The sequence below is a fragment of the Aeromonas sp. L_1B5_3 genome (assembly GCF_963866575.1).
Lineage (GTDB): Bacteria > Pseudomonadota > Gammaproteobacteria > Enterobacterales > Aeromonadaceae > Aeromonas > Aeromonas jandaei.
In genome coordinates, this window is sequence record NZ_CAWMDN010000114.1 from 131,907 (window position 1) to 149,507 (window position 17,601).

Annotated in this window: 12 protein-coding genes; 2 read left to right on the top strand and 10 right to left on the bottom strand. The window is 60.5% G+C overall.

Going from position 1 to position 17,601, the window contains the following annotated elements; genetic code table 11:
• Window positions 1-73: 73 nt before the first annotated feature.
• Window positions 74-1,696: an acyl-CoA synthetase gene (locus AACR93_RS11420; RefSeq protein WP_043850850.1), complete on the bottom strand. Its 1,623-nt coding sequence runs from the start codon at window positions 1,694-1,696 to the stop codon at window positions 74-76.
• A gap of 636 nt (window positions 1,697-2,332) precedes the next feature.
• Here AACR93_RS11420 and AACR93_RS11425 point away from each other — a divergent pair.
• The gene (locus tag AACR93_RS11425; RefSeq protein WP_043850851.1) at window positions 2,333-3,859 is read left to right on the top strand and encodes a YfcC family protein; all 1,527 of its coding nucleotides are present in this window, start codon (window positions 2,333-2,335) and stop codon (window positions 3,857-3,859) included.
• Between the two features lie 55 nt (window positions 3,860-3,914).
• Here the strand turns inward: AACR93_RS11425 and AACR93_RS11430 are convergent, their stop codons facing one another.
• A complete protein-coding gene (locus AACR93_RS11430) occupies window positions 3,915-4,103 on the bottom strand; it encodes a hypothetical protein (RefSeq protein ID WP_043850852.1) in 189 nt (62 codons plus the stop codon).
• Window positions 4,104-4,585: 482 nt separating this feature from the next.
• On the opposite strand from AACR93_RS11430, the gene AACR93_RS11435 reads away from it, so the two are divergent.
• Complete coding sequence (locus AACR93_RS11435) at window positions 4,586-5,125, top strand: glycine zipper 2TM domain-containing protein (RefSeq protein WP_043850854.1); 540 nt, start codon at window positions 4,586-4,588, stop codon at window positions 5,123-5,125.
• Window positions 5,126-5,232: 107 nt separating this feature from the next.
• Here AACR93_RS11435 and xdhC read toward each other — a convergent pair whose 3' ends face one another.
• The 8 genes from xdhC to ygfM all read right to left on the bottom strand — a co-directional run bounded on the left by xdhC (window position 5,233) and on the right by ygfM (window position 17,537).
• Complete coding sequence (xdhC, locus tag AACR93_RS11440) at window positions 5,233-5,718, bottom strand: xanthine dehydrogenase iron sulfur-binding subunit XdhC (protein ID WP_043850855.1); 486 nt, start codon at window positions 5,716-5,718, stop codon at window positions 5,233-5,235.
• On the bottom strand, window positions 5,715-6,593 hold the full coding sequence (gene xdhB / locus AACR93_RS11445; RefSeq protein WP_043850856.1) for a xanthine dehydrogenase FAD-binding subunit XdhB: 879 nt from the start codon (window positions 6,591-6,593) through the stop codon (window positions 5,715-5,717). The genes xdhC and xdhB overlap by 4 nt, the downstream gene beginning before the upstream one ends.
• A complete protein-coding gene (gene xdhA / locus AACR93_RS11450; RefSeq protein ID WP_043850857.1) occupies window positions 6,586-8,904 on the bottom strand; it encodes a xanthine dehydrogenase molybdenum-binding subunit XdhA in 2,319 nt (772 codons plus the stop codon). Before xdhA ends, xdhB begins: the two co-directional genes overlap by 8 nt.
• A gap of 313 nt (window positions 8,905-9,217) precedes the next feature.
• Window positions 9,218-10,519 (bottom strand): NCS2 family permease, encoded by a 1,302-nt coding sequence (locus AACR93_RS11455; protein WP_162516894.1) that lies wholly within the window; start codon window positions 10,517-10,519, stop codon window positions 9,218-9,220.
• A gap of 379 nt (window positions 10,520-10,898) precedes the next feature.
• Window positions 10,899-12,215: a guanine deaminase gene (gene guaD, locus AACR93_RS11460; RefSeq protein ID WP_043850858.1), complete on the bottom strand. Its 1,317-nt coding sequence runs from the start codon at window positions 12,213-12,215 to the stop codon at window positions 10,899-10,901.
• Between the two features lie 38 nt (window positions 12,216-12,253).
• Window positions 12,254-13,771 (bottom strand): nucleobase:cation symporter-2 family protein, encoded by a 1,518-nt coding sequence (locus AACR93_RS11465; RefSeq protein ID WP_043850935.1) that lies wholly within the window; start codon window positions 13,769-13,771, stop codon window positions 12,254-12,256.
• A gap of 95 nt (window positions 13,772-13,866) precedes the next feature.
• Entirely contained in the window at window positions 13,867-16,764 is a 2,898-nt protein-coding gene (locus tag AACR93_RS11470; protein ID WP_231556933.1) for a molybdopterin-dependent oxidoreductase Mo/Fe-S-binding subunit, read from the bottom strand.
• Window positions 16,761-17,537, bottom strand: a complete 777-nt coding sequence (ygfM, locus tag AACR93_RS11475; protein ID WP_043850859.1) for a molybdopterin-dependent oxidoreductase FAD-binding subunit — start codon at window positions 17,535-17,537, stop codon at window positions 16,761-16,763. The genes AACR93_RS11470 and ygfM overlap by 4 nt, the downstream gene beginning before the upstream one ends.
• Window positions 17,538-17,601: the final 64 nt, after the last annotated feature.

The following is a 17,601-nucleotide window of genomic DNA, read 5'->3' on the forward strand; positions in this document are numbered from 1 at the left end:
CATCTCCCTTTTTGCTCTTATCCCGACCTCTCCATCCTATTACACACTGCTTTCAATCACGCCCTATTGGCGCCTAGCCCAGCTGTTTGCGCAGCACAAACTTTTGCACCTTGCCGGTGGAGGTCTTCGGCAACGGGGTGAAGATGATGCGCTTGGGCGCCTTGAAGTGGGCCATCTGCTCGCGACAAAAGGCGATAAGCTCGGCCTGGGTGGTCTCTCGCCCCTCTTTTAATTTTACGAAGGCGCAGGGCACCTCCCCCCACTTCTCATCGGGCATGGCGATCACTGCCGCTTCATCCACATCGGGATGGCGATAGAGCACATCTTCCACCTCCAGACTGGAGATGTTCTCCCCGCCCGAGATGATGATGTCCTTGGACCTGTCCTTTATCTCCACATAACCGTCCGGGTGCCACACCGCCAGATCGCCACTGCGAAACCACCCCTCGGCCATCGCCTCGGCGCTGGCCACCGGATTTTTCAGATACCCCTTCATCACCACATTGCCGCGCAGCACTATCTCCCCCATGGTTTTGCCATCCCGGGGGACCGGCTCGCCGCTGACCGGGTTGATGATCCGCATCTCCCCCTGCAGGGGTGACGCGACACCCTGCCGTGCCTTGAGGCGGGAGAGCGCCGTGGCATCCTGCCCCTGCCAGCTTCTTTGCGGCTCGCACAACACGCAGGGGCCATAGGTTTCGGTGAGACCATAGACATGTGTCACGTTTATCCCCATCGCCTCCATGCCAGCGATCACGGTGGCGGGGGGCGCAGCACCAGCGGTCATCACCTTGATGGGGTGATCCAGACCCTGCTTGAGTGCCGGATCGGCATTGTTGAGCATATTGAGTACGATGGGCGCTGCGCAAAAATGGCTCACCTTGTGCTCGTGCAGCGCCTCATAAATGGCGGCCGCCTGCACATGTCGCAGGCAGATACTCACCCCGGCGGTGGCCGCCAGCGTCCAGGGGAAACACCAGCCGTTGCAGTGAAACATCGGCAAGGTCCAGAGGTAGACGGGATGTTTGGGCAGCTCCCAGGAGAGCACATTGTTGATGGCGTTGAGATGGGCACCGCGATGGTGATAGACCACCCCCTTGGGATTGCCGGTAGTGCCGGAGGTGTAGTTAAGGGAGATGGCCTGCCACTCATCCTCTGGCAACCAACCGGGTTCATCGCCACTCCCTTGCGCAAGGAACTGTTCATACTCGAGGTCACTGACAAGCGCCCCCTCCCGGTAGAGGGGATCGTCGATGGCGATGACCAGCGGTTGGCTCTCCAGCAGATCCAGCGCCTTGCGCACCACAGAGCCAAACTCCCTGTCCACCAGCACCACCTTGCTCTGGGCATGCAGGAAGATAAAGGCCATCGACTCGGCATCGAGCCGGGTATTGATGGTGTTGAGTACGGCGCCGCTCATCGGCACCCCGAAGTGCGCTTCAAACATCGCCGGGATATTGGGCGCGACGATGGAGACGGTATCCCCCTCCCCGATACCGCGAAGCCGCAGGGCCGAGGCCAGCTGGCGGCAACGGTGGGCGGTCTCGTCCCAGCTTTGGCGCAGCGGGCCGTGGATCAGCGCCGGATAGTCGGGGTAGACCCGGGCGGCCCGCCCCAGAAAGCTGATGGGGGTCAGCGCCTCGTAATTGGCGGGATTTCTTTCCAGATCGCGCTGATAGATGTTCTGCTCTGTCATCGGGTTCCTTCCTCGCAGGTAGCAAAAGCGGTGCGCTCCCGGGAGCGCCGGCAACCATTCTCTGGCGTCCTGCCAGATGGTGCTCGTATCGGGGATCACAGCCTACCGCGAGGTGATGGCCACAGGTATTAGCAAAACGTCTTAGAGGCGCTGCACCGACGACGCTAATCTGACCGAACTGCATTCTGGTGCCTGTTTTTTCAACGACAAATGTCGACGGCCAATATTCTCAGCATAAAATCCGTCAAATAATGAATACGCTGATATTGGCATGCAACCAAACCATATTAGGTTGCAGGGGCATCAATATTGACTTATTAAGTAAGATAGTTTGCGTGGATATTTATGGCATAAACAAGCGCATCGCTTTATCGCCAGTAAATTAATGACAAACTTCCCATTAAATATATTTTGTGACGGCTTCCATAAAGCAGGCCCGCAGCGCTGTTCATGCTTCCCCTTGGCGGGTTATGGTTTCTTGGTGAAACAATCTACCGGATGTTCAATATCAGGCCAGATTTCTCGCCATACGATGCGCCACAACCAGTGAGTTTACGCACTCCCGCTGCATGACGAAGGAACCCTATCGACCCGATATTCCGCCGAGCCCTAACCTGCTTTATCGAGGAGCATTTTATGTGTGCCGAGCCGAATACCCAGACCCGCAGACAATTTCCCACCGCGTTTACCATTTTGTTTTTGATCATGTTGTTGGCCATCGGGCTGACCTGGATAATTCCGGCGGGAGCCTATGCCAAGCTCTCTTATAATGCCGCCAGCCATATGCTGACCATCAATACGCCGCAAGGGGAAACCCGGCGAGTGCCCGCCACTCAGGATGAACTGACCAGACTCGACATCAATATCGGGGTGGAGCAGTTCGTCAACGGCACCATCCGCAAGCCCATCGCTATCCCCGGTACCTATGAGCGACTGGCCCAAGCGCCCAAGGGGCTCTCCGACGTGGCGGTGAGCATGGTCAAGGGCACCATAGAGGGGGCCGACATCATCGTCTTCATTCTGGTACTGGGGGGACTGATCGGCGTCATCAACAAGACCGGCGCCTTCAATGCCGGGCTGGTGGCGCTGTCGCGCAAGACCCGGGGCAATGAGTTCCTGTTTGTGGCGCTGGTCTGCTTTGTGATGGCGTTGGGGGGCACCACCTGTGGGCTGGAGGAAGAGGCTGTCGCCTTCTATCCCATCCTGGTGCCCATCTTTCTGGCGCTCGGCTATGACTCCATCGTCTGTGTGGGGGCCATCTTCCTTGCCGCCTCCATGGGTACCACCTTCTCTACCATCAACCCCTTCTCGGTGGTGATCGCCTCCAACGCCGCCGGCATCCCTTTTACCGAGGGGCTGATCTTTCGCGCCATCGGCTGTCTGGTAGGCACCCTGGTGGTGATCGGTTATCTCTACTGGTACTGCAAGAAGATCAAGGCCAACCCGGCCTTCTCCTACACCTATGAAGATAGAGAGAGCTTCCGGGCCCGCTTCCTGAAAGAGGGCTCCCTCGATGAAGGGGTTCCCTTCACCCTCCGCCGCAAGATCATCCTGACCCTGTTTATCCTCGCCTTTCCGCTCATGGTGTGGGGCGTATCCATGGCTGGCTGGTGGTTCCCGCAGATGGCGGCCTCCTTCCTTGCCGTCGCCATCGTCATCATTTTTATCTCAGGCCTGAAAGAGAAGGAGGCGGTCGAAGCCTTCACCCAGGGGGCGTCGGAACTGGTGGCGGTATCGCTCATCATCGGGCTGGCACGTGGGGTCAATCTGGTGCTGGATCAGGGGATGATCTCGGACACCATCCTGGCCTATGCCTCCAGTCTGGTGGCTGGCATGCACGGCGCGGTGTTTGCGGTGGCGCAGATGCTGGTGTTCACCCTACTGGGGCTGGTGGTGCCCTCCTCCTCTGGGCTCGCGGTGCTCTCCATGCCTATCATGGCGCCGCTGGCGGATACAGTGATGATCCCGCGCTACATAGTGGTGTCGGCCTACAACTGGGGGCAATACGCCATGCTGTTCCTGGCCCCCACCGGGCTGGTGTTGGTCACCCTGCAGATGCTCGGCATCCAGTTCAATCAGTGGGTCAGGTTCGTGCTGCCCATGGTGGGTTTTGTGCTGGGATTTGGCGCCATGATGCTGGTGGCGCAGGTGATGATGGCCTGATTGGCTAACTTTGTGCTCCCCCCCGTGCCAGGCGCGGGGGGTTCTTTTGTCAGTCTTAATGACGTACCCGCCCCTGTTGGCGGAAGCAGTAGAGTTTGAGACTGATGTCGGCCAGCTCAGCAGGCAACTCTTCACCCTGCTCAGCAAGTGGCTGGTAGAGAGAGGCAAGCAGGCGCTCCGCTTGCTGCACCGTGATGATGTTGGCCTGAATGGCCGGGGTGATCCAGCTGGGTAACATTGACATATCTCCCCCTCATTGCTTCGTTTCGGAGGTGGTCTCCTGTCTTATGTGACACCTTGGTGCCTAACGCCCCACTCTCCTTACCCCAATCCAAGCAAAAGGCTTGCCGTATTCTCTTATCGGCACAAAGACGATCTGGCTGCAGTGTTTTATCAATGAGTTGGCAGCAGCATCCTGGGGATTACCCACTGCACTTGACCTCGCGGGCGGAAGCAGTTTGCCACTTGCCAGACAATCGTCATTTTTTCATTGCAAAATGCGACTCATAATGGGCTGTTCACCCTCTCATTTCCTTTTCATTATCCCCAAAATGGTCATTTTTACGGCGCTGTCGCCAAAGTCAGACACTTTTTTGTAGTGGCTGTTTTTTGACCTTGTCACCAGCTGTCGCACCCTCATCCCTCTCGCCTTGTCCGCTGCAGCGGCTATGACAAGATGGCGCCAGATTGGAACAGCTCGAATGGACATTGCAGGAGAACAACAAAATGAACAGATCCATGATGGCAGGTATCGGTATTGGCGTCGCTTCCGCACTGGCTCTGTCGGCGGCGGCCAGTGGCTCGCTCTTTACACCGACCCCCACCTTTGCCGAGGTGATTGCCAGCAAGCCGGTCACAGAGACTATCCAGACCCCGCGTCAGGAGTGCCGCAACGTCACGCTCACCCACCGCAAACCGGTGCAGGATGAGAACAAGATCCTCGGCACCGTGGTTGGCGCCGCGCTGGGTGGTGTGCTCGGCCACCAGTTTGGCGGTGGCAGTGGCAAGAAGGTTGCGACAGCCGCCGGAGCGGTTGCGGGTGGCTACGCCGGCAATCAGGTGCAGGGCAATATGCAGGCGGGCGACACCTATACCACCACCGAGCAGCGCTGCAAGACGGTGCAGGATAGCAGTACCCGCACCATCGGCTATGACGTGACCTACCGCCTAGCCGGCCAGGAGGGGGTGATCCGGATGAAACAGGCTCCCGGCCCCACTATTCCGGTCAAGGATGGCAAACTGGTGATCGAGCCGCAAAAAGGGTAATCAACCCGGTTAACGACTCAAAGAGAGAAGGCCCGCCTCTTGCGAGACGGGCCTTTGATTTTATCGCTTGTTACGCGGCTTTTGTCACCGAAGATGCAAACTGCAGCTCAACCCTTGCAGCACTTCTTCACCGCCCGCACCACGTTCTGATAACCGGTACAACGGCAGAGGTTGCCCGACAGCCCGCGGCGGATCTCCGCATCGGTCAGCGGACGGCGCTCGGTCTTGTCGAGCAGGGCGGCGCTCGCCATCACGAGACCTGGGGTACAAAAACCGCACTGCACCGCCCCCTCCTCGATAAAGGCCTGCTGCACGTCGGAGAGTTCGTTACCTTTGCGCTCTCCCTCCACTGTGCGAATGGATTTGCCATCGGCCCACACCGCCAGATAGAGGCAGCTGTCGATAGCCGTGCCATTCACCCGCACGGTACAGGCGCCACACTCACCGACGCTGCACCCCTCTTTCACGCTGATAAGCCCCTGCCCGCGCAGGAAGTGGAGCAGCGACATGGTGGGCGACACCGCATAGGAGTATGGTTTGCCGTTGATCTCGCACTGGATCTCTACGGCGGGACAGCATTGCGGTTGCATCATAGGATCTTGCCTCCGGCACGTTCGACTGCGCAGGCGACCACCCGCTGCGCCAGGGTTTTGATAAGGTGCAGGCGAAACTCCTTCTCTGCCCGCCAGGAGGATCGCGGCGCCACATCGGCTACCACCGCCTCGGCAATCGCTGCCAGTGTGGCGCGAGTCAGGGGTTGCCCCTCGGCCGCCGCTTCCGCGTGTGGCGTGCGCACCGGTGTCGGTGCCGCCACCCCATAGGCCAGCCGCAGACTCTTGAAGTGACCATCCTCAATCTGGCAGTAGGCGGCGCAGCCGATGGTGGCGATATCCATGGCATCGCGCATGGCGTATTTGAAGTAGTGGGAGCCCACATGGGGATGAGTATCCGGGGCGAAATGAAACGCCACCAGAATTTCCGCCGGTTGCAGCGCCACCTTGCCAGGGCCGGTGTGAAAACCGGCGATGGGGATGCGGCGCGTGCCGTTAGGGCCAGCAATCTCAAGCTCGGCCTCCAGCGCGACGGTGGGCGCCGCCGAGTCGGCACTGGTGGCGCCGTTGCAGATGTTGCCGCCATAGGTGGCGACGTTGCGGATCTGCGGCCCCGCGATGGTGGTGGCGGCCTCGGCCAGCATCGGCAGACGGCGCTGCACCAGTTCGTTTTCGATGAGCTCGGTAAAGGTGGTGCCAGAGCCGATGCGGATCGACCCATCAGGCAACTCGCTCACCCCTTTGAGCTCGGGCAAGTCGTGAATATCGACGATATGGCGATAGGCGGCGTTGAGGTGATGCAGCTGGATCATCACATCGGTGCCACCGGCCAAGAGACGCGCCTCGGGGTCAGCCTGACGCAGGGCGACCGCCTCGGCCACACTGTGCGCCTTGTAGTAACGGGCAATATCAAACATGGTGTTGCTCCTCCCCTGATCCCTCGCCAATCAAACCCGCCGCGACAAACTCCCGAAACAGGGTTTTGGGGGTGATAGGCAGCTCGTTGATGGCGACGCCGGTCGCCATGCGAATGGCGTTACGGATCGCCGGGCCCGGCGAGATGATAGGCGGTTCCCCCAGGGATTTGTGGCCATAGACCGACTGGGGCTCATAGGTCTGCACGAAATCGCACTCAAGCTCTGGCAAATCCAGCATGGTGGGGAACTTGTAGTCGAGCAGGTTGGGGTTGCGCACCACGCCGCTCTTGGCGTCGATGATCATCTCCTCGAACAGCGACCAGCCGATCCCCATCCCCATACCGCCATGCACCTGCCCCTCAGCCAACTGCGGGTTGAGGATCTTGCCCGCATCGTGCAGGTTGAGAATGCGATTGATGGTCACCTTGCAGAGATCGATATCGACGCTGAGATCGACAAAGGTGCAGCCAAAACTCGGCGGATTGGTGGTGGTCTTGTGGGAGACCTCGGAGGTGATCTGGCCGCCGATGGTGAGGTGGTAATAGGCGTTGACCGACACCTCGGCGACGCTGATCAACACCTTGTCCGGCGCACCAGCAAGCACCACGTAGCCGTCGATCAGGGTGAGCGACCCCACATCCTGATGGCAGAGCTGGGCTGCCAGCGACAAAATGCGCGCCCGCAACTGCAGCGCCGCCTGATGGATGGCGGGGGCCGCCACATAGCTCTGACGCGAGGCGAACGAGCCGGGATCGTAGGCGGTGATGTCGGTATCCTGAGTCGAAATGACCCGGATCTGCTCAAACGGGATGCCTAAAGTCTGGGCCGCCATCTGGGCAAAGACGGTATCCGACCCCTGTCCTATCTCGGTGGCACCGATCTGCAGATTGACGGTGCCATCCTGATTGAGCAGCATGCGGGCGCCGGCAATTTCGACCCCCACCGGGTAGGTGTTGGAGCCATAGCTAAAACACGCCACCCCGATGCCACGGCGCACCCGGCTTGCCGGATCCTGCGCCAAGCACTCGGCCTTGAGCCGTTCCCACTGGAACTGCTCGCCACCCCGGCGCAAACACTCAGGGAGCCCTGCGCTGTAGATGGTCTTCTGGTTGACCTGATTGACATCCCCCTCGCGTGCCACGTTGGCGATGCGTACTTCGAGCGGATCCAGACCCAACTCGGCGCAGGCATCATCCAGCATGCATTCGAGGGCAAACACCACCTGCGGTGCACCGTAACCGCGCATGGCTCCGGCTGTGGGCAGGTTGCTGTAGAAGGTTTTGGCGTCGTAGCCAAAGGCGCTGCGCGGATAGAGGTAGCTGATCTTGTTGGCGCCGGCGCTGGCGATGGAGTGGCCGTGAGAGGCATAGCCACCGGTGTTGGAGAGCACGTCGAGCTGATACCCCCTGAGGGTGCCATCCCGGTTGATACCGAGGGTGCCGTCGATGGCAAAGCCGTGGCGGGTGCGGGAAGCAAAGAAGCACTCTTCCCGGCTCAGAGTCACCTTGACCGGCACGCCGCCAAGCTTGTAGCTCAAAAATGCCGCCATCGGCTCTTCCAGCACATCCTGCTTGTTACCAAAGCCGCCGCCCATGTAGGGCTTGATCACCCGCACGCTCGACCAGGGCAGACCGAGAGATTTGGCCACCCGGCTGCGCACAATCTGGGGGATCTGGGTACTGCTGACCACTATGATGTGGTCCGGCTGATCCATATAGGCGTAGCAGGTCACCGTCTCCAGATGGCAATGCTGTACCACCGGCGTCTGATAGTGCGCCTTGAACTGCAGATCCGCAGCGGCAATGGCCTGTTCCGGCTCACCCGCCCGGATCTGGCTTTGCCGCAACAGGTTGCCATTCGGATGGATGGGATAAGCATCCTCGGCCAGCGCACTGTGGGCATCCGTCATCACCGGCAGCGGCTCGTAGGTCACCTTGACCAGGGCGGCAGCCTTCTCGGCGACCAGCGGATCGCGCGCCACCACGATGGCGACGCCATCGCCGAAGTGGCGCACATGGTCGGTGAGCAGACGGCGGTCTTTTACATCCCGCTTGGCCTCATCGAGGGACCAGGCGTGGCCGGCAGTGCGAAAACAGGTGGTGGGCACATCCTCGTGGGTGAACACGGCTTCGACCCCGTGCAGCGCCAGCGCCTCGCTGGCGTCGATGGCAAGCACCTTGCCGTGGGCGATATTGCTGCGCACGTACTTGGCGTGGCGCATGCCGAGCATGATGTTGTCATCGGTATAACGGGCACTGCCGGTCACCTTGGCCTCGGCATCCACCCGCTTGAGCGGTAATCCTATGGACATGATTAAGTCCTTTTTCAGGGAAGAAAAATCCAGAACCGGGATAAAAAACAGCAAGATATGCGCCTGTTTCCCCCTCTCTCCCCGGCGATGGGAAGAAGTGTGAAGAGGATCCCATCTGTCTCCCTTTTTCTGGCCGGCAAGGTGCCTGCCGAAGACGAAGCAGCAGCCCCCGAGATGCAACCAGTGCCCGCTGCGCTATCAATCTGGTAAGGGGATTTATCAAAATGGTACGGGGTGAAAATCAAAGGAACATGCAGGTTTGGCAAAGAAAAGCGGGGCTGCCAATGACAGCCCCGAAACGGGCGGGTTATCCCTAAATAGCCCACCCCCCAGCATAGAAAATCACCAGCGCCAGGGCGATGATGACGGTGCCCGTGTTGAGCTTGTGCCACTCCTTGGAGCAGATGCGGCCAATCACCAGCGCACTGAAGCCCAGCATGATGCCGGTGACGATGTTGCAGGTGAGCACGATAAAGACCGCGCACAGTAGACCGGACATGGCCCCGACGAAGTCACTGAAATCGAGCTTGGTGACGTTGCTCAGCATCAGGAGACCCACATACATCAGTGCCGGTGCGGTGGCATAGGCCGGCACCAGATAGGAGAGCGGCGCCAGGAACAGCATCAGCAGGAAGAGGCCGCCCACCACGGTGGCAGTGAGGCCAGTCTTGCCGCCCGCCGCCGTGCCCGCCGCCGATTCGATATAGACGGCGGCCGGGGATGCTCCCACCAGACCGGAGAAGATGCTGCTCACCGAGTCGGCACTCAGCGCCTTGCCGCTGTTGATGATGTGGCCATCCTTATCCAGTAGATTGGCCTGCCCCGCCACGGCGCGAATGGTGCCGGTGGCATCGAATACCGCAGTCATCACCAGCGCAAGCACGCTGGGCAGCACCAGCGGCGAGAGCGCCCCCATGATGTCCAGGCTGAAGATAAGGGACTTGCCCTGATCGTCGGAGAGACTCGGCAGAGCGAACAATCCCTGATACTTCACCGCCGGGTCAAAAATGAGACCGAAGATGGAGATGGCGATGATCACCAGCAGGATCCCGCCCGGGACTTTGAGCTTCTCCAGACCGAAGATCACTGCAAGACCGAGCAGGGTCATGATGACCGGCATCGAGGTAAAGGCCCCCAGCGCGACCGGCAGCCCCTCGAGCGGGTTCTTGATGACCAGCCCTACTCCGTTGGCGGCGATCAGCAGCAGGAAGAGGCCGATCCCGATGCCGGTGCCATGGGCAATCCCCATCGGCAGGTTGTCGAGGATCCAGCTACGCACCCCGGTCACAGAGATGGCAGTGAACAACACCCCCATCAGGAAGACGGCACCGAGCGCGACCGGAATGGGGATCTGCTGCCCCAGCACCAGACTGAAAGCGGTAAAGGCGGTGAGCGAGATGGCGCAGCCGATAGCCATTGGCAGCTTGGCCCAGAGCCCCATCAACAATGAACCACACCCCGCCACCAGACAGGTGGCCACAAAGACGGCGCCCGGTGGAAACCCTGCCTTGCCGAGCAGGCCGGGCACCACGATCACCGAATAGACCATGGCGAGGAAGGTGGTGAGCCCGGCCAGCACCTCCTGTCTGACGTTGCTGCCCCGCTCGCTGATCATGAAATAGCGATCGAGAGCGGTGAGCGATTGCTGTTGTGATGCGGTCTTGCCGGTGTCTTGACTGGCCAGCCCTTCCACGCTGTTTGTCCTGCTGTTTGCTTGGGTCATACCCAACTCCTTCACAAGCGCCTGAATGTTTCATCACGAAATGGCGACAGGATCTGTGGATCTGCCATTGCACACGGAAGGTGCAACTCAGAGACCAGGGCTGGCAGCATAAATCAAACGTTTGCCTTGCTGATCAAAAAACCGGGCCATTTCAGGTTGGTCATCAGGGGGGCGCCCTGATGTATCGCGGCGCTGGCGCCCCGAACGGGCACGCCAGCCTCCGTATTCGTGGCAGGGCAGCACGCTTGCTGCCCTGCCCGGTTTATTCTCCCTAACCCCGCTCGTGGACCAGCTGACCATCCACATAGGTACGGTAGATGGCTCTGTCATCACCCAACGTCAACAGCACAAAGAGCTTGTCCCGCAAGGTGGTGGAGTTGTCGTAGCGCAGCTGTTGCAGCGGGGTGGCGACCGGATCGAGCACCACAAAGTCAGCCTCCTTACCCACGGCAAAGCTGCCGATTTTCTCGTCCAGCCCCAGCGAATGGGCACCGCCCAAGGTCGCCAGATAGAAGGCCTGATAGGCAGAGAGCCGCTCACCCTGCAACTGCATCACCTTGTAGGCCTCGTTGAGGGTCTGCAGCATGTTGAAGGTGGTACCGGCGCCGATGTCGGTGCCCATCCCCACTTTCACCTGCTTGCGCCACGCCTTGTGCAGCTTGAACAGGCCACTGCCGAGATAAAGGTTGGAGGTGGGACAAAACGCGATGGTGGAGTTGGTCTCTTTCAGGCAATCCCACTCCTGCTCTTCCAGATGGACGCAGTGGGCAAACACGCAGTTGTGACCGGTCAGCCCATGCTGGTGATAGACGTCGAGATAACCCTTGTGTGCCGGGAAGAGGGATTTTACCCAGGCGATCTCCTCCTTGTTCTCGCACAGATGGGTGTGCAGATAGGTGGTGGGAAACTCTTCGCGCAGTCGCCGCGCCATCGTCAGCTGCTCGGATGTCGAAGTGGGTGCAAATCGTGGTGTGATGGCATATAGAAGCCGACCGTTACCATGCCAGCGCTCAATGAGCTGCTTGCTCTGTTCATAGCTGCTCTCGGCGGTATCGAGCAGATAGTCGGGCGCGTTGCGATCCATCATCACCTTGCCCGCGATCATCCGCATATTGATGCGACTGGCCGCCTCGAACAGGGCATCCACCGACTCGGGGTGAACGGTGCCAAACACCAGCGCCGTGGTAGTGCCGTTGCGCAGCAGCTGCTTGATAAAAAAGGTGGACATCTCGCGGGCATACTCGAGATCGTTGTAACGCCGCTCGGCCGGGAAGGTGTGGCGGTTTAGCCACTCCAGCAGTTGCTCGCCATAGGCCCCCACCATCTCGCTCTGGGGATAGTGAATATGGGTGTCGACAAAGCCGGGCACTATCATCTTGCCGCGATAATCGCGCACCCGCACCTCGGCCGGAATGCGATCTTTCCCCTCCTCCCACTCGCCGAACCAGTCGATGCAGCCGTTGCGAATGATCAGCAGACCATCCTCGATAAGACGGGCGTTGGACTCAATCTCCTCGGGCTGATCCACCACCCGGGTGATGTCGAAGAAGCTGCCGCGCACGGCTTTGACGGAGTTGTCGTATTTCATACCTCGTTCCCCTACTTTTTATTGTTCTGTTGTGACCATCAAACCCGTTCGACCTGGACGGCGGCGACCGGTTTGGCATCGGCCAGCGCCTCTTCATCGCGGCGGTTCGCGGTACTGACAGGACGGGCCGTGAAGGTCACATCCGGTTTGTCGCTCAGCTGGATCACCTCCACCGCCTCGGCATCCCTGACGGCCGCCTTGCGTTTGCGGCTTTGCGGCAACACCAGATTCATGATGATGGCGGTGATGCCACCGGCACAGATGGGGTTCTCCACCAGCATGTAGATACCCGCCGGCAGCACCTTGAAGACGTTCGGGTCATAGGAGACACCAAGCCCAAGACCCAGCGAGGTGGCGACAATCAGGGTCTCCCGCCGATCGAAGCCGTGGCTGATGATGATGCGACCACCTGCGATGGCGATCATGGAGAACATAATGACCATGGCTCCCCCCATCACAGGTGACGGTATAGTGGTAAAGAAGCGCCCCACCACCGGGAAGAGCCCCAGCAGCACCAGGATGACGGCAATAAACTTGCCCACATGGCGTGAGGCCACCCCGGTCATCTGGATCACCCCGTTGTTCTGGGCAAAGGTGGTGAGTGGCAAAGAGCCGAGGGCCGAGGCGATCACCGAGACCAACCCATCAGCCAGCACACCGCCGGAGAGCCGTTTTTGAAACTCGGGGCCCTGAATATCCCGGTGGGAGACCATGGCGGTGGCGGTGATGTCCCCCACCGCCTCCAGCACGCTCAACAGATAGATGGTGCCCGCCAACATAAAGGCGTGAAAGTCGAAGGAGAAACCGTACTTGAACGGGATCGGCACCGTAATAAGCGGCAGGTTCTCAAGGGCGGAAAAATCCACCATGCCGAGCATCAGGGCCACCGCATAACCCACCATCAGACCGATGGCAATGCCGCTCATCCGCAGCAGCGGGCTTCGGCTGCAGTTGAAGGCGACGATGACGCAGAGCACCAAAAGCCCCAGCCCTATGTGCTCGTATTTGCCAAAGGTGCCGCTGCTCATGGCGGAGAAGCCGCCGCCAAAGTCGATAATCCCCACCTTGATAAGGCTCAGGCCAATCATCAACACCACAACCCCGCTCACGGTCGGGGTGATCACCCGCTTGAGGTAGGGCAGCACGAAGGAGGAGCCCATCACCAGAAAGGCGCCGACAAAGGAGACCCCGAGCAGGGTCGAGACAATCAGCTCCTCATGGATGCCATCTTTTTTCATGGCGCCGCCCAGGGCGATCATCACGGTGACGAAGGAGAAGTTGACCGACTGGATGGAGAGCAGCCCCGAACCGATGGGGCCATAACGGTTCACCTGCAGCCAGGTGCCGATACCGGAGGCGATCATCGCCATGGAGACCAGATAGGCGGTGATCTCGGTAGAGAGGCCCAAGGCGCCGCCGACGATCAGCGCCGGGGTCACCATGGGGACAAAAATAGCCAGCAGATGGGTCACTGCTCCCATCAGGGTTTGATAAAACGGAGGTTTGTCTTCCAGCTCGTAAATGAGATCCGAGTGCTTGCGTGTTGTTTTAGACATCATGTTTGTCCCATCACACAGAATGTAGGCGGAGTACTCATTCCGCCGTCAGGCGCTGGGGGCGAGCTGGCGCCCGCCCCTCACCTTTTCTTTTGTTATGCCGACACGTTTTGCTCCAGCTTGCCCAGCTCGCGCAGGATCTGCTCCGGCGTGAAGTGCCACTTGCGCAGCCAGACACCGCAGGCGTCGTGGATGGCGGTGGCGATGGCGGGCGCCGCGCCGTTGACCCCGATCTCCGAGATGGACTTGGCGCCGTAAGGGCCGACCTTGTCGTCACTCGGTACCAGGAAGGCCCGAAAATCGCGCGGAATGTCGCCAATCTTGGGCGCGCCATAGCTCTTCAGATCCCGGGTGAGCGGAATGCCCTTGCCGTCGTAGCAGATCTCCTCGGTCAGGGAGTGACCGATAGCCCGCATGGTCGCCCCGTAGATCTGGCCGAGCGCCAGCTCCGGGTTGATGGGGGTGCCGCAGTCGAGCAGGGCATAGAACTTGTCGAGCCGGATCTCGCCGGTTCTGACGTTGACCGCCACCTCGGCGAAGTTGGCGCCATACGGGAAGGCAAGCTCAGAGGTGATGTAGCTGGCGGTGCCCACGAGGATACCGAAGCCGGTACCGGTCTCGGCCTTGTGGGCCAGCTTGGCGAGGCTCACCTCCCCCAGCTTGCCGCGCACCACACCCGGGAACGCCAGCTCAACATCTGTTATCGGCTCGCCCAGCATGGCAGCGCCGTGGAACAGGATCTTCTCCTTGAGGTTCTCGGCCGCCTTCTTGGCCGCGTTGCCGGAGAAGCAGGTGCCTGACGAGGCGTAGGCCCCCTTGTCGAACAGGGCGTGGTCGGTATCACCGGAGATGACATGCACATCACCGAGCGGGCAGTGCAGCACCTCGGCAGTCAGCTTGGCCACCACGGTATCGAGGCCGGTGCCGATATCGGCACCACCGGAGTGGACGATAAAGGTGCCGTCAGATTCCAGCTTGACCATGCAGTTGGCCTGATCGATATCCGGGATCCCCGATTTTTGCATGATGATGGCGACGCCACGGCCGATCCGCCAATCCCCGTCAGCGGGTTTTGGGCTATCCCACTCAATAAGCTCGCGGCCCTGCTTGAGGATGGGTTCGAGGGCGCAGCTGGCCGCATGGGGCACCGAGGTAGGCATCTTGCCCTCGCCGATGGCACCCAGCACCTTGAGGATGTCCCCTTCATGCACCCGGTTGTGCTCCACCATGTCGAGTTGATCGATGCCCAGTTTCTCGGCAAGTTCGGCAATGGCCATGGTCAGCGCGAAGTTGCCCTTGGGCGCGCCATAACCCTGATAGGCGCCAGTCGGGCAGATGTTGCTGTAGTAGGTGTTGACGGTAAAGCGCACGTTGTCGCACGGATAGAGCGGCAGGGAGAGCGCCGGGCCGTTGCTCGGCACCGTCAGAGAGTGGTTGCCATAAGGGCCGGTGTTGGCACGAAAATCCATTTCGATGGCGGTGATGGTGCCATCTTTCTTGGCCCCCACTTTCACCTTCACCTTGGCCACATGGCGGGAGGTGTTGCTGATGAACTCCTCTTCACGGGTGTAGCGGAAGGTGACCGGACGGCCGGTAACCTTGGTCGCCCAGGCACACACCTCTTCCAGCAGGATATCTTGCTTGGAGCCAAAGCCGCCCCCTACCCGCTCCTTGATCACATGCACCTGATGCTGCTTCATGCCGACGATGCGCGCCACCTGACGGCGCACGTGCCACGGCACCTGGGTAGAGGCGTGAATAACCAGACGGTCGCCATCCATGTAGGTGAAGCAGATGTGTGGCTCGGTCGGGCACTGCTGGGCCTGGGTCGATTCGTAGGTGCGCTCGACAATCTCGTCCGCCTCGGCAAAGCCTTTGGCCACATCGCCGATCTGGCCATGGACGCTGGCGGCCAGGTTCTCGTGCGGACGGGAACCGATGGGGAAGTTGATGATCATGTGCTCGTCGCCACGGCGCACCGAGCAGGCGTTCTGCTGCTCCAGATCCGCCGGTGCCCCGGCCATGTAGACGATGGGCTCGTCGTGCACCAACGGTGCATTGGGGGCCATCGCCTCGTCTATGCTCATGACCGCCGGCAGCACCTGATACTCGACCTCGATGAGTTTGAGCGCGGCCAATGCGATGGCTTCGCTCTCGGCCACCACGGCGGCCACCCGGTCACCGACGTGACGCAACTTGCGGCCAAACATGCGGCGATCCAGCGGTGACGGCTCGGGGGCACTCTGGCCACCCGGGGTGTAGTAGATATCGGGGCAGTTGAGGTGGGTGATCACATGCACGACGCCCGGCATGGCTTCGGCGCGGCTCACGTCGAGTTTGGTGATCACCGCATGGGGATGGGGGCTGCGCAGCATCTTGATGACCAGCGCATCCTCGGTGACCCGATCCTCCACGTAGCAGGGCTTGGCCTGCACCATCTTGGCGGCGTCCACTTTCGGGCAGCTCTTGCCGATATGGCGCAGATCGTCGCGAAACTCGGGGGCAATCTGGCACAGGTAATCGGGATCCTTCATCCGTGAACTGGCAAGCTCGATGGCCTGATAGAACTGCTGGTAGCCGCCGTCCCGGTGAAACAGGCCCGAGAGCGCGTCATCGATTTGATCACGGGTCGGTTCGGGATGGCGATCAAGCAGGTCGGTGACGATGAGCGCCGCAGCCGGATCGTTGTAGCCGGACTGCACCACGCCCACATCCACCATCGCCTGCTGCACCAGACTGAGCTGGTTCCAGCTGCCCAGCGACTCGGCGGTGCGCACCTGCGCCCCATCCAGTTGTGCTGCGATCAGCAGGGAGGCGTTGATCATCTTGCCGTTGAAGAGAATGACGTCGGAGCCGGCAAAGCCAAAACCGTCGTCGCTGTTGCGCACCGAGTGCATCCGGCACTGGTTGAACAGCACCCGCTGGGCATTCTCGCCAGCCGGGGTGATGACAGTGCGCAGGGCACCGTTCAGTGTGAAGTTGAGTTCCATCATGCCTGTACCTCCTGCTGCTGGCACTCGACCAGCAGATCCGCCACCACTACCCCGCTGATATAGCGCTTGTAGGTCACGCTGCCGCCGAGATCCTCGCGCGGTGCAACCAGCTCGCTCACGGCCGCCTCCAGTGCGGCATCGTGCAGATCGCGGCGCTCCACATCACGCAGGCGCATCGGCTGCGGCGTAACGCCAGCAACGGCGACCCGCATCTCGCCAAGGGCATCGAGGGCCACAGCGGCGGTCATTACCGCCAGACCGTCGGCGTTACGGCTGATGCGGCGAGTGGCGCAGCGCAGCGCGGGCTCCGGCAGCACCACCCCCAGCACCAGCTCCTTGCGCTGGCCCGCCAGATAGGCATCGATGGGTTGCAACTGATTGTTCTCCAGCACCACCACGGCTTCGAGTACCAGCAGTACCGGCAACAGCGGGGAGTCCTGCTGCTGGCAAGCAATTTCGCCGCCAATGGTGGCCTGATTGCGCAGATGGCGGGAGTAGACAAACCCCAGCGCCTCGCACAGGGCGGCTGGGGTACGGGGGTCATCTTTGAGGGCTTGCAGGGTGATGGTGGCGCCGATGTGGAGTTGACCGTGCTGCTGCTCAATCTGGCCAAGTCCGAGCTTGTCCAGCGAGATGGCGACCTTCTTGTCGGTGCGGGTCGGGGCTGCGTTGAGCTTGCTGCCGCCCCCCATGTAGACGGCGTCGTTGCCAAAGCGGGCCTTGAGTTCCAAAGCCTGACCCAGTTGCTCGGGTCGGAAGAATTGCTCAATCATGTGTCGTCCTTACTCTTGCAGCCCGCCGCCGGGCAAATCCACAGGGCGGGCAATCCAGTCCAAA

Excerpts from the sequence above, each read along its gene's own strand:
- AACR93_RS11420 (WP_043850850.1), bottom strand. The coding sequence starts at position 1,696 with ATGACAGAGCAGAACATCTATCAGCGCGATCTGGAAAGAAATCCCGCC.
- AACR93_RS11425 (WP_043850851.1), top strand. The coding sequence starts at position 2,333 with ATGTGTGCCGAGCCGAATACCCAGACCCGCAGACAATTTCCCACCGCG.
- AACR93_RS11430 (WP_043850852.1), bottom strand. The coding sequence starts at position 4,103 with ATGTCAATGTTACCCAGCTGGATCACCCCGGCCATTCAGGCCAACATC.
- AACR93_RS11435 (WP_043850854.1), top strand. The coding sequence starts at position 4,586 with ATGAACAGATCCATGATGGCAGGTATCGGTATTGGCGTCGCTTCCGCA.
- xdhC (WP_043850855.1), bottom strand. The coding sequence starts at position 5,718 with ATGATGCAACCGCAATGCTGTCCCGCCGTAGAGATCCAGTGCGAGATC.
- xdhB (WP_043850856.1), bottom strand. The coding sequence starts at position 6,593 with ATGTTTGATATTGCCCGTTACTACAAGGCGCACAGTGTGGCCGAGGCG.
- xdhA (WP_043850857.1), bottom strand. The coding sequence starts at position 8,904 with ATGTCCATAGGATTACCGCTCAAGCGGGTGGATGCCGAGGCCAAGGTG.
- AACR93_RS11455 (WP_162516894.1), bottom strand. The coding sequence starts at position 10,519 with ATGATCAGCGAGCGGGGCAGCAACGTCAGACAGGAGGTGCTGGCCGGG.
- guaD (WP_043850858.1), bottom strand. The coding sequence starts at position 12,215 with ATGAAATACGACAACTCCGTCAAAGCCGTGCGCGGCAGCTTCTTCGAC.
- AACR93_RS11465 (WP_043850935.1), bottom strand. The coding sequence starts at position 13,771 with ATGTCTAAAACAACACGCAAGCACTCGGATCTCATTTACGAGCTGGAA.
- AACR93_RS11470 (WP_231556933.1), bottom strand. The coding sequence starts at position 16,764 with ATGATGGAACTCAACTTCACACTGAACGGTGCCCTGCGCACTGTCATC.
- ygfM (WP_043850859.1), bottom strand. The coding sequence starts at position 17,537 with ATGATTGAGCAATTCTTCCGACCCGAGCAACTGGGTCAGGCTTTGGAA.